Source organism: Hymenobacter setariae (assembly GCF_007713685.1).
GTDB lineage: Bacteria > Bacteroidota > Bacteroidia > Cytophagales > Hymenobacteraceae > Hymenobacter > Hymenobacter setariae.
Genome location: NZ_VMRJ01000004.1, coordinates 270,840 through 283,601 on the forward strand (window position 1 = coordinate 270,840; position 12,762 = coordinate 283,601).

Here is a 12,762-nt window from a genome sequence, read left to right on the forward strand (position 1 = left end):
CGGCTCCTTTAGTCAGAATACTAGTACCCCCCGAGCGTTGCGAACGAGATAAGATGCTTCGCAGGCTCCGCATGACAGTTAGTTTAACTACTTCCCTCCTTTGGAAATTCTCGTTATGATTGGCCAGCTGGTGCTGGGCCTTTCGCTGCTAGTGGGCTTGCACGAGTTCGGGCACTTTGCCTTCGCCAAGCTTTTCAAGATTAAAGTCACTAAGTTTTACATCTTTTTTGACTTCCTGTTTCCGCTACCCAACGTACTCAACTTCAGCTTGCTGAAGAAGAAAGTGGGCGAAACCGAGTACGGCATTGGCTGGTTTCCGCTGGGAGGCTACGTGGCTATCCACGGCATGGTCGATGAAACGCAGGATGCCGATGCCCTGGCCGGCCCGCCGCAGCCCGACGAGTTCAGGAGCAAGCCGGCTTGGCAGCGTCTGCTGGTGATGTTGGGCGGCATCATCATGAACGTGATTACGGGCATCGCCATTTTCACGGCCCTCACCTTTAAGTACGGCGAGAACTACCTGCCCGCCTCGGAGGCCAAGTACGGCGTAGTGCCCAACGGCCTAGGTCGCCAGATTGGCCTGCGCGCCGGCGATAAGATTGTGAAAATCAACGGCCGTCCCTTCAGCGAGTTTGACGAAGTGCGTAGCGCCGACGTTATTTTGGGCTCGCACGCTTTCTACACCGTAGAGCGTAATGGCCAGCTGATGGATATTAACATTCCGGCCAACTTCATGGACCGCCTAGCCAAGCAGGGCGACAGCATTTTTGTAGAAGCCCGCACGCCCTTCACCGTGAAGCGGGTGGTGGGCGGTACGCCCGCTGCCAAAGCCGGCCTGCAAGCTGGCGATGCGGTTACGGCCGTGGGCAACATGCCGACCCCCTACTTCGACCGCCTGCAAGCGGCGTTGCGCCTCAACGCGGGCAAAACGACGACGCTCGCCGTGGAGCGCGCCGGCCAGAAGCTGACCTTGCCCATTACCGTAAACCAGGACGGGCGCATTGGCTTTGAGCCGCTGCCCGCGCTGCACTACAGCCAGCGCCACTACTCATTGCTGGGCTCGGTGCCGCAGGGCACTTCCCAGGCCTTCGGCATTATTGGGGCGCAGGCCAAGGCATTTGGCAAGATTATCCGCCGCGAGGCCTCAGCCTCCGAAAGCCTAGGTGGCCCAGTCGAGATTGCCCAGCAGTATGGTGGGCAGTGGGACTGGCTGCGCTTCTGGCTGCTCACCGGTTCGCTGAGCATGGTGCTTGCCTTCATGAACTTGCTGCCCATTCCGGCCCTCGATGGCGGGCACGTGGTATTCTTGCTCTACGAGATGATACTGCGCCGTAAGCCTTCCGATGCCTTCCTTGAAAACGCCCAGCGCGTAGGCACGGCGCTGATTTTAATGCTGATGCTCTACGTGATTGTGCTCAAGCCCATTCTCAAGCATTTTTAGCCCGCGGCAAAAGCCTTAATTTTAGGAGCGCGATTCTCAGAGAGTCGCGCTCCTTTTTAGTTTATGCGTCGTCTTGCTTTTCTCTCGCTGCTAGTGCCGCTGCTGGCGCTGGCCCGCCACACCTACCACTCCAGCATTCTGGAGCTACGCATCAATCCGCAGCAGCAGCAGGTAGAGCTGGCGCTCAAAGTTTTTACAGACGACCTCGAAAACGCCCTTTCCAAGGGCCGCCCGCAGCATCTGACGCTGCAAGACCCGCGCATTGTGCCCTTGGCCGATGCCTACCTGCGCAGCCACCTCGAGCTGGCCTTGCCCTACACCTCTAGCCGCCAGCCGCGCCTACCGCTCACGCTCCAGTTTCTGGGCATGCAGCCCGAAAAGGATGCGTACTGGCTGTATGCTAAGGCCAAGCTACCCCGCGCAGCCACAGCGGTGTGGCTGCGCAACACAGTGCTGCTCGACCTATTTTCGGACCAGATGAACATCGTAAACGCCGAAGGCAACGATAAGAAAGTGAGTGAGCTGTACCGCGCTGGCCACGACCAGGCCGTGCTCACGCTGAAGTAGCAGCGCTTGCCTTAGCCAGCGTGCGTAGCGGCGGTCAGCCACTCACAAAACGGACCTAGGGCCCGCAGCGCCGCCAGGATGTGCGCGCGAAAATCTTCCGCCCCCAGACGGCGCACCTCGGCATCGGGCAGCTCATGGCTGAGCAAGAAGCTCTTGTGCCGCAGCCACGTGGCATCGGGGTGGGTGGCCTCGTAGCCGGGTGGCATTTTCTTTAGTTGCTCGCCCCCTAGGCCCTGCGGAAAAAACTGGCGGGCAGTGGGCATCGCTAGCAGCTCGTGCAAGTCAGCGGCTTGATAATCTATTTCCTGGCGCACAGCCGCAAGCTGCTCTTTCGTAGGCTCGTAGAGACCGCCCGCCACCAGCGTTTGCCCATTGGGGCCAACTTGAACGTAGCGGCCAGCGGCATCGCCGTGCTTGCCGCCCGCGGCGAAATAGGCCGAGAAGTGCGTTTTGTAGGGCACTTTCACTTTGGAAAACCGCACGTCGCGGTAGATGCGGAAAATGCACTTCCGGGCGTCGAGGCCGGCCAGGGCGGGCTCGTCCTGGGTTAGCTCGCGTAGCCAGTAAGCCACGTCGGCTTCAAAAGCGGCGCGAAGCTGGTCGTAAGTGGTTTTGTGAGTTTGAAACCAATCGCGCTCGTTGTGGCGCGCCAGGTCTTGTAGAAAATCGAGGAGAGCAGCAGGGTTCATAACAACAAAGTTGGCCGGGGCCTGAGCAAGCCCATACGTACCAGCCATGACCTAGGGCGTTAAATTGATACCTAAGCTTATATCGTTGCTCGTACTTTTATCGTTGCTAAAGCATTCATTGCTCAATTGTTTACACTTCTAAGCTTGCGCTTTCTTTTACTTCTTATACTTGGCTTGCTAGTTCAGCCCGCTGCTTCTCAGACGCCGGCCATCTCCCCCACTTTCTGGCAGCAGCAGCTGGCCTACGCCCGCGTGCGGGCCGCCCACGCCCGGTGCTGGCCGGTGCTTGTAGCTCGCCTGCAAGCGCAGCAACTCGACCCCGCTCGGCTAGAAGTCTTTTTCCGCCTTATCAAAACCAGTCGCCAGCTCGAAGTGTGGGCACGCAACCAGGGCGACGCCGTCTTTAAGCCACTGGGGTGTTACCCACTGGCAGCTACCTCGGGTACCCTAGGGCCCAAGCGCCACGCCGGCGACGGGCAGGTGCCCGAAGGGTGCTACCACCTCGACCGCTTCAATCCGGTCAGCGCGTTCCACTTATCCTTAGGCCTCGACTACCCCAGCGCGGCCGATGTGCTGGCTACCGGCCTAGCTGACCCCGGCGGCGATATTTTCATCCACGGCTCCAACGTTACTGATGGCTGCCTGCCGCTCACCGACGCGCTGGTTGAAGAAGTGTACCTACTAGCCGTGGCGGCGCGGGCGGCCGGCCAGGCTAATATTGAGGTCCATATCTTCCCGTTTCCACTCACCGAAACAGAGTTAGCGCGCCGGGCGGCCAGCCCGCACGCAGCCTTCTGGCGAGAGTTGGCCCCCGCATATACCTATTTTGAGCAGCACCGGGTACCAGGGGTAATACAACCTTGATTTTCTGCGCAGTTCATAGTGAGAGCGAGGCTCAGCCTACTTAGCCTCCTTCAGTAGTACCTAGGCCCGATACAGTGCTTAAGATACGTCTAACTGGAAAGCGGAGCTCTTAGCCGCCGTACCGGCTCGCAGTATCTTTACCGCCAATGGACGTTGGGCTACCTATTCGCAAAGCGCCGCGTTATGCGGTGCGCCTGTTTTTTGGTTTCTTACTACTGCTGGGCGGGGTAATTTTTCAGCACTACGGCGTATCATGGGATGAACCCACTGACCGGATGAACGGCCTAGTTAGCCTGCGCTATATGTGTGAGCTGGTGGCCCCACACTGGGCAACCAAGCAGGCCTACCTACAATCGGCACCGCCTTTGCGCGGACACGTAGACAATGACCACGGGGTCTTATTTGAGATTCCCCTAGCCCTGTACGATGTAGTGCGGCCGGGCAACGACCCGCGCGACTTTTATCTGGTGAGGCATTTGGCCGTGTACCTGACAAGCTTGGTGGGTTTGTGGGCGCTGTTTCGCCTGGCTACGCTGCGCTTTCGCGACGAGCGCCTGGGGCTGCTGGCCGCGGGGCTGCTCGTGCTGTCGCCCCGCTTTTTTGCCGAGTCCTTTTACAATGGCAAGGACATTCCATTTGTCGCGCTTTTCACGCTGGGCATTTACACGCTGGTCTGGCTGCTAGAGCGGCCGTCGTGGCAGCGGGCCGTGGTGCACGGCCTCGTGACGGCCGCCGCCACAGATGTCCGCATTCTAGGTTTGCTGCTGGGGCCTTTTACATATACGTTGCTCGCGCTTCAGTTTTTCAGCGCGCCGGCCGCGTTGGGGCGGCGCACGCTGTGGCACGTGGGGCTGGCTTACCTGCTAGCGCTGGCCGCCGGAGTGGTGGCCGGGTGGCCCTACCTCTGGGAGCACACGCTACAGCACTTCGCGGCTGCCTTCGCCAGCCTTAGCCACTTCGAGCATCGGTGGAACGGAGAACTGTTGTACTGGGGGCACATTATTCGGGCGGCAGAGGTACCCTGGCACTACGCGTTGGTGTGGATTACCATTACTACGCCAATTGCTTATCAGGTAGCCGGCCTAGTGGGCCTAGGGGTGACAGCGGCTGAATTGCTGCGCCGCCCGTGGCCTCGGCTACGCACCGCTACGGGCCGCTTCGACCTGCTAGTAACTGGCTGGCTAGTGCTGCCGCTCGCCGCAGTCATTGGCCTGCATTCTAGTATCTACGATGGCTGGCGACACCTCTACTTTATTTATCCGGCGCTACTGCTGCTAGCTATTCGGGGTGGGCTGGCCATTGCGCAGTTGGCGCAGCGCGGCGCGGGCTGGCGGCGGCTGGCTTTGGGCCTGAGCCTACTGGCCGGCGCTGAAGCGCTACTCACGGCGGGCCGCATGGCCTACATGCACCCGCATCAGCAAACGTATTTCAGCTACCTGCCTCGCCACCTGGTAGCGCCGCTGTTTGAGCGCGACTACTGGGGAGTTTCTTACCGCCAGGGTCTGGAATACCTAGTGTCCCAGCACCCAGTCGGCCCCATTTACGTCGAGCCGGCTGGAGAAATGCCTTTTGAAAATAATAAGATTTGGCTTTCGGAGGATGACCGTAGCCGAGTGCTGCGTGGGCCCAATATGCCGGGCCGGTATTTCATCGTAGCGTACCGAAGCATGCTAGGTCCTTACCCGCCCTCGGTAGGCACGGAGGTATATACGCTGCGCGCCGACGGCGTTCCTATCCTATCCATTTTTAAACGGGGGCAAGACCCGATTCCGCCTGCCCCCACAAGATGGTAGCTACACGCTAATACGCCACGTCGGCCCCAGCCACGCGATAGTTAGGGTCTTCCAGAATATTGACCTCGACCAAGGCACCGGCCTTGCCGAGCAGCACGCGGCAATCGGGGCTGAGGTGGCGCAGGTGCAGAGTTTTGCCAGCGCGCTGGTAGCGCTCAGTGAGCTTGTGCAGGGCGTCGAGGGCCGACATATCGGCCACGCGACTGTCCTGGAAGTCGATAATGACTTCGGCGGGGTCGTGGGCTACGTCAAACTTTTCGGTGAACGCCTGCACCGAGCCGAAGAACAGCGGGCCGTAGAGCTCGTAGTGCTTCACGCCGCTGGCATCGAGGTAATGGCGGGCCCGAATGCGCTTGGCATTTTCCCAGGCAAAGGCCAGGGCCGATACCACCACCCCTAGAAGCACCGCCAGGGCCAGGTTTTGCGAAATGGCCGTGACGAGCGTCACGAGCAGCATCACCACCACATCGGTGCGGGGCATGCGGCGCAGGATGTGCAAGCTAGCCCACTCGAAGGTGGCTATCACCACCATAAACATCACGCCTACCAGCGCCGCCAGCGGCAGCCGCTCGATGAGGCTGGAGCCGGCTACCACAAACAGGGCCAGCGCGCTGGCCGCCACCACGCCCGACAGCCGCCCCCGCCCGCGCGACTCTAGGTTGACCATCGTTTGGCCTATCATGGCGCAGCCACCCATGCCGCCAGTGAAGCCCGAAGCCACGTTGGCCAGGCCCTGGGCTACGCAGTCTTGGTTGCTGCGGCCGCGACTTTCGGTTACTTCGTCTACCACCGTCAGGGTCAGCAGGCTTTCGGTGAGGCCCACCATCGCCATAATGAGTGAATACGGCAGCACCATTCCTAGGGTATGCCAGCTGAACGGCACTTGCGGCAGGTGCAGCGTAGGCAGTCCGCCGGCAATAGAGGCAATATCACCTACTGACTTGGTTTGCAGTCCACCTAGGATAACCAGCGCCGACACTACCACAATGGCCACCAGCGAGCCCGGCACGGCCTTGGTCACCTTAGGCGTGAAGTACACCAGCGCCATCGTGAGGGCCACCAGCCCTAACATCAGCGCTAGCGCCGGGCCCGCCAGCCAGTGCTCGGCACCGGCCGCATCACGCACCTTAAACTGCTCGAGCTGAGCCATGAAGATGATAGCCGCCAGCCCGTTGACAAAGCCATACACCACCGGCTGCGGCACCAGCCGAATAAACTTGCCCCAGCGCAGCAGCCCGATGGCAATCTGGATGAGCCCCATGAGCACCACGGCCACGAACAGGTACTCGACGCCCTGCTGCACCACCAAGCTCACAATAACCACGGCCACCGAGCCCGCCGCGCCCGATATCATACCCGGCCGACCACCTAGGACACTTGTGACCAAACAGATAACAAACGCCGACCCAATACCCACTAGCGGGCTGATGTGCGCCAGCAGCGCGAAAGCCACTACCTCGGGCACCAAGGCCAGCGCTGTAGTGAGGCCAGCTAATACTTCGTTTTTAACGTTGAACTTGTACTGAGAAAAATAAGAACTTACAACCGACATAAAAAGCTGAATCGAAGGCAAAAGAAAAGCCGCACGCTTCCGGCAGGAAGCGGCGGCAGGGGTAGCTTTGGCCGGTACTCAGGGTGGAGTAAGCTTGAAACGCAGAGGAATAGTGAGGAGCATACGCACCCACAAAGGTACGCCCGAGGTAGGCAAACGCTCAGACAGCTGGGTATTGGCGGCACCCTAGGTGCTCTTTCTGCCACGTAGAGCAAACAAACTGTCCGGCACGGTTTTTTCGTTGAAGGGACTGTTTGCTTCCTTTTGCTTGGCTTATGCGTTTTGTATTGTTAGTTGTTGCGGCGTTGTTTCTTAGTGGGCAAGGGGCGTGGGCCCAGCGCCCTACCGACAAGTGGTACTTTGGCCGGCAAGCGGGGCTCGATTTTAGCAGCGGCGCCCCTACCCCGCTGCTCGATGGCGCCATGACCACCTACGAGGGCTGCGCCACCGCTACCACCAAGCGTGGCGAATTGCTTTTTTACACCGACGGCCAAACCGTGTGGAACCGCCAGCACCAGCCCATGCCCAATGGCCGGCGCCTCATGGGCTCGGGCAGCAGCACGCAGTCGGCTCTCATCGTGCCCGACCCCGGCTCGGGCAACATCTTCTATGTCTTTACGGTAGCGCCGCAGGGCGCGCCCAATGGCCTGCGCTATTCGGTGGTAGACATGACCCGCGACAATGGCCTCGGCGACGTACCTAGGGCCAACCTATTGCTACTCACACCGGTGGCCGAGAAGCTAGCCGCCGTGCGCCACCCCAACGGCCGCGACGTGTGGGTGGTAGCTCACCGCTGGAACTCTAATGCCTTCATCGCCTACCTCGTGACGGCCGATGGCGTAGCCGCCAAGCCGGTGATGAGCAACGTGGGCGCCATGAACGCCGGCCCCGGCCGCAATGCCATTGGGGCGCTCAAGTTTTCGCCCGATGGCACCAAGTTGGCTGCCGCCATCTGGCGCGAGAGCAACAAATTTGAGGTCTACGACTTCGACCGCGCCACGGGCAAGGTGAGTAACGCGCGCAGCTTTGGGCCCTACCCTGAGGCGTATGGCGTCGAGTTTTCGCCTGATGGCACCAAGCTCTACGGCACCTGCAACGGCAACAGTAACCACAAAACGCCGACCGCTAGCCCCGAAACCCAGGTGTGGCAATTCGACCTCAAAACCAAGGCCGCCGTGCAAGTCGGCCGCTCCTCTAATCACAAAATCGGCGCCCTACAGCGCGGGCCCGACGGCAAGATTTACGTGGCCCGCGAAGACAACTCGTTTCTAGGGGTCATCGGCAGCCCTAACACGGCGGGCACGGCCTGCGGCTACGTCGATGACGGTCTCAAGCTGGGCGGGCGGCGCAGCAAGCTCGGGCTACCGGGCTTTGTGGTAGAGCCCTAGGCCCCTGGGTATGGGCAAAACGCCCGCCGTGCGGTAACTTTGAACAAATCTTATCGCATGAAAAAATATTTCTTTAGCGTGATGCACCGCTTTGGCGTGGTGCTTTGCCTGGCCCTCGCGGGGGGCGCAACCCTCTCGAGCTGCAGCAAGGATGAGACGTATGTCGACTACTCGGCTACCGACGATGCCCTCATCAAAACTTACCTCACCACCAACAATATCACTACGGCCCAGAAGCAGGCCTCGGGCCTGTACTTCATACCCACGGTCACGAACGCCAACGCCACCAAGGTGACGATAGGCCAAAATGTATCGTTTCTGTTTACGGGCACGCTGCTCAATGGCACTGTATTTGGCACCTCGGGCCAGGATGTAACCAAAGCCGCCAGCTTCGTGCTAGGCAAATCCAACACTATATCGGGCTTGCAGGAGGGCATTTCGCTTATGCACCTAGGCGACAAGGCAACGCTGCTCATCCCATCAGGCTTGGCCTTTGGGCCAACTGGCAGCGGGTCGGCAAGCAGTGGCACCACGGTACCGCCTAATACCGTTGTACGCTTTGAGGTAGAAGTCGTTGACCTCAACTACGCCGCCACCGACGACGCCCTCATTAAAAAATACCTCGCGGCCAACAACATCACGGGCGCACAAAAGACCGCGTCGGGCCTCTACTACCTACCCGTGGTCGCGAATGCAACCGGCACCCAAGCTGTGGCCAACAAAAGAGTGTCAGTACTGTACACTGGCAAGCTGCTCGACGGCAGCACGTTTGATGCCTCTTCGCAGCGCGGCAACACGCCCTTCACCTTTACGCTAGGCAAAGGCGAGGTTATTCCGGGCTGGGATGAGGGCATCGCGCTCATGCGCAAAGGCGAGAAAGCCACGCTGTTCATTCCTTCAGCCCTAGGCTATGGCCCTGTTAGCCCCGGCACCGCCATTCCGGCCAACTCGGTGCTGCGCTTCGATGTAGAAGTAACGGACGTGCAATAATCATTGGCTAGCGCGGCTTCACCGGCCGCCAGCACACCTTAGGAAGGGGCGGTTGCCAGTGTGGCAGCCGCCCCTTTTTGCTTGTCATGCGTATGGTCCAGCCTAATTAGCTGCAGGTAAGGCCCAACAAAGCATAGCTTCTATGTCTGCTACTATTGCTACTAGAAATTGGACAACAGCAGGCCATCTTAACACGGTATAATCACTTTTTAAGCTCCTGCTCATTAAAAATTCATTTTACTTATTATAAATGCATTACACTTACTAATAGCACAACAGTTAGCAACATGAATATTTGATTAAGCATATAATTTCATCAAATATTAATTTACGGGTTGGTATTGTTGTATACCATGAACCACCCCGCCCACCAGCCGAAAGTTTTTTTCCCTAACCTAGACGGGCTACGCACTATCGCCTGCCTGCTTGTTTTTGGTTTTCACGGCTTTCTTTCTATTCTTCCCGCCCATTCCGTTCACGTCCACGGCTCGTCGGCGCTGCTATATGGCACTATGGGTGTCAACTTCTTCTTCGTTCTTTCTGGGTTCTTAATTACCTACCTTTTACTGGACGAAGAGCAACGTACCCACACCATCGACCTACTGGGGTTTTATCGCCGCCGCGTCCTGCGCATCTGGCCGCTGTTTTATGTGTGCGCCGCCTATGGTTTTTTGGTAGTGCCGCTATTGATGCACTGGCTGCGGGTACCTTACTACGAAAGAGCCAGCGGGTGGCTGCACCTAGCTTTTTTGGGCAACCTCGACTCGGTGTGGCAGGGCGTGCAGCCCACCGCGCATAGCTTGGCTGTGCTGTGGTCGGTGGCCATCGAAGAACAATTTTACTTGATTTGGCCCGTGCTGCTCATGGTTGTTTTTCGGCAGTGGCGGCCGGGGGCCTTTCTACTGGTGATAGTAGCGTCCGTTTGGTTTCGCTATGCGCATAGCACCAACGCCTTCCTGCTATACCGGCACTCGCTGGCCGTGATGTCGGACATGGCAATGGGTGGCGCGGCCGCTTGGGCCTGCTTTCATTACCCGGTGCTGCAGCGCCACATTGCGGGTTGGTCGCGGTGGACCATCGCTGGGCTCTATCTGCTAGGGGCCGCTTGCATTTTGCTAGGTGAGAAAAACGTGCTGCCCGAAACGGCCACGCTGCTCGCCATAAAGCGGGTTGCCTATGCCTGTGTCTTCGTGTTTATTATCCTAGAGCAGAACTACGCTACTCACTCTTGGTTTAAGCTTAAAAATAGTCGCTGGCTTACTTACTGGGGCACCTTTACTTATGGCTTCTATTGCTTGCACCCTATTGTGCTTGAGTGGCTGGTGCTTGGCTCCGAACAACTGCACTTAGCGCCCTCGGCGCTCAATACCATCGTGCGCGCTACCGTGGCACTGCCCCTCAGCGCCGGCTTGGCATGGCTCATCTATACATACTGGGAAAAGCCTTTTCTACGGCTCAAAAACCGCCGCCAGCCAGCCGAAGCCTCTCTTCCCTCTACCGCGCAGCAGCCAATACACCTGCCCGTGTCATCTGCGCTGGCCGAGTCCTAATAGGTAAGCCCGCTTGCGGTCATAGTTCCTTTAGCCATTCATAGTGGCAGTAGCATCTACTGGCTGGGCTTAGGTACCTAGGTGCCTAAGCCCAGCCAGTAGATGTCGTTTTAACAGAGTAGTATTCGGCGCGCGTTAGGGTTCACCTAAGCGCTCTTTCAAGCCAGTGGGCCACCTCATCCCCTTAACCAAATGGTTAGGGAGGGCGAGGTGGCCCACTGGCTTTTGTCGTTCGCCCTTGTCCGGTAGGAGGCTCAACTGCTTCGCTCCGAGGCTGCTATTGCTTAGTCAACGCCTGCTCCAAAAAGCCTTGACAGAGGAGATAATCTCCAAAAAATATAATTTAACTTTTCCAAGCTGGCTTTTAGACTGGTTTACAATCGCATTTGCTGATTTTGAACAATGCTGAGCTTAGTGTAGACTTTTTCATTCTGCACTAAGCTATCATTAAAATTGCACTTTTATACATATTTCATCTCAATGCGTTGTTCTTCATGTTTATAATGAGCGCCCTTATTGTACTTTTGAAAAAAATTCATACTTAATTCATCTGACAAGCGATGTAATCCTACCGTATTCCCACATTTTGGGAGGAAGATTATCGCCTCTTTCTATCAATATTATTAGTAGCTAGTGCCTGCTGTTGCTGCTCAAACAGGCTATTCAGCCTGCTTGGGGCCTACTCTGGCGCGGTATACCTGCTTGCAGGATATTCATTTATTACTATTCCTACTCTACGGCCCGGGTATGATACCTAAGCTTTGGTCTCACTGGCCAGGGCCACCTAGGTGTGTCAGTTTTCACCCGTCGTGCCAGCTACCCACTACTCTTTGATTCTTCTTTAGATACTCCTCTACTACCCGTTCATCGTTTTATGCGAAATATTTCTTCGACACTCAGGTTTTCAAGTTCAACTCTCAGCAATACTTTAAGAAACAGCTTTCTTTTACTCTTACTGCTAAGCTTACCAACGCTACTCCGGGCGCAGGTTAAAATTATGCCGCTGGGCAACTCCATCACTCAGGGCAACACCCAGCACAATAGCTACCGACGCGCGCTGTGGTTTAAGCTGCGCAATGCGGGCTATAACGTTGATTTTGTAGGTAGCCAGCATGGCAACTTTGGGGGGGCGCCGCCCAATCCAGACTTTGACATGAACAGCGAAGGCCACTGGGGCTGGCGGGCCGACGAGCTGCTAGGCTCCATTAGTAGCTGGGCCACTACCTACAAGCCTGATATCGTGCTGATGCATGCCGGCTCGAATGACATGATACAGGGCCAGAGTGTAGAAAGCACGATAAGCGAAATTAGCCAGCTCATAGACCGGTTGCGGGCTGCCAATCCGAACGTTAAAATCCTGTTGGGCCAGCTTATCCCTACTACCCTGGCTGCTAATAGCAACATTACGGCGCTGAACAACGCGCTGCCCGGACTTGCCAGCCAGAAAAGCACGGCCCAATCGAGCATCATCATTGTAAATCAGAACGCAGGCTTTAATGCGGCGACTGACACGTTTGATGGGGTGCACCCGACCGATGGAGGCGAAGAGAAAATGGCGACCAAGTGGTACCAGGCGCTACAGCCACTGCTAACCGCCACTCCCCCGCCGGCCGCCATAGCGTTGCGCACACCCGAAAACCCAGCTAACACCACGGCTGGCCTGAACTACCAGTACTACGAGGGCACCTGGCTGCAACTACCTGATTTTAATAACCTTCCGGTTGTTAAAGCAGGCACTACCGAATTGCCCACCCTAGACATGCGCAACCGGGACGACGACTTTGCCGTGCGCTACACTGGTTTTGTGGACGTGCCCGCCGATGGCGAATACACTTTCTACACCTCGTCGGACGATGGCTCGCAATTGTTCATTGGTTCGACGCTGGTCGTGGACAACAACGGGGCCCACGGCCTACAGGAGCGAGCTG

At 57.6% G+C, this 12,762-nt stretch carries 10 protein-coding genes; 8 read left to right on the forward strand and 2 right to left on the reverse strand.

The genetic code is table 11. The annotated features are described in order from the left end of the window. The first annotated feature begins 100 nt into the window (after positions 1-100). Together rseP and FNT36_RS16035 are read left to right on the forward strand one after the other, a co-directional pair. Complete coding sequence (gene rseP, locus FNT36_RS16030; RefSeq protein WP_144849763.1) at positions 101-1,441, forward strand: RIP metalloprotease RseP; 1,341 nt, start codon at positions 101-103, stop codon at positions 1,439-1,441. A gap of 63 nt (positions 1,442-1,504) precedes the next feature. Then, positions 1,505-2,008, forward strand: coding sequence for a DUF6702 family protein (locus FNT36_RS16035; RefSeq protein ID WP_144849765.1), 504 nt, complete (start codon positions 1,505-1,507; stop codon positions 2,006-2,008). An 11-nt stretch (positions 2,009-2,019) separates the two neighbouring features. On the opposite strand, the gene FNT36_RS16040 is transcribed toward FNT36_RS16035, so the two are convergent. Beyond that, positions 2,020-2,697, reverse strand: a complete 678-nt coding sequence (locus tag FNT36_RS16040) for a DUF2461 domain-containing protein (RefSeq protein WP_233635971.1) — start codon at positions 2,695-2,697, stop codon at positions 2,020-2,022. 174 nt (positions 2,698-2,871) lie between these two features. Between FNT36_RS16040 and FNT36_RS16045 the strand changes: the two genes are divergently transcribed. Both FNT36_RS16045 and FNT36_RS16050 read left to right on the forward strand, forming a co-directional pair. Then, complete coding sequence (locus FNT36_RS16045; RefSeq protein ID WP_144849769.1) at positions 2,872-3,561, forward strand: L,D-transpeptidase family protein; 690 nt, start codon at positions 2,872-2,874, stop codon at positions 3,559-3,561. A 146-nt stretch (positions 3,562-3,707) separates the two neighbouring features. After that, positions 3,708-5,354, forward strand: coding sequence for a glycosyltransferase family 39 protein (locus FNT36_RS16050; protein ID WP_144849771.1), 1,647 nt, complete (start codon positions 3,708-3,710; stop codon positions 5,352-5,354). 7 nt (positions 5,355-5,361) lie between these two features. On the opposite strand, the gene FNT36_RS16055 is transcribed toward FNT36_RS16050, so the two are convergent. Then, entirely contained in the window at positions 5,362-6,906 is a 1,545-nt protein-coding gene (locus FNT36_RS16055) for a SulP family inorganic anion transporter (protein ID WP_144849773.1), read from the reverse strand. Positions 6,907-7,181: 275 nt separating this feature from the next. Between FNT36_RS16055 and FNT36_RS16060 the strand changes: the two genes are divergently transcribed. From FNT36_RS16060 to FNT36_RS25575, 4 genes are all read left to right on the forward strand, one after another. Beyond that, positions 7,182-8,294 carry a YncE family protein gene (locus tag FNT36_RS16060; RefSeq protein ID WP_144849775.1) on the forward strand — a complete coding sequence of 371 codons (1,113 nt, stop codon included), beginning with the start codon at positions 7,182-7,184 and terminating at the stop codon, positions 8,292-8,294. Between the two features lie 57 nt (positions 8,295-8,351). Further along, on the forward strand, positions 8,352-9,284 hold the full coding sequence (locus tag FNT36_RS16065) for an FKBP-type peptidyl-prolyl cis-trans isomerase (protein ID WP_144849777.1): 933 nt from the start codon (positions 8,352-8,354) through the stop codon (positions 9,282-9,284). 353 nt (positions 9,285-9,637) lie between these two features. Further along, on the forward strand, positions 9,638-10,834 hold the full coding sequence (locus tag FNT36_RS16070; protein ID WP_144849779.1) for an acyltransferase family protein: 1,197 nt from the start codon (positions 9,638-9,640) through the stop codon (positions 10,832-10,834). A gap of 997 nt (positions 10,835-11,831) precedes the next feature. Then, positions 11,832-12,762, forward strand: a 931-nt coding sequence (locus tag FNT36_RS25575) for a GDSL-type esterase/lipase family protein (RefSeq protein WP_233635972.1), incomplete at its 3' end; no start/stop codon positions are given.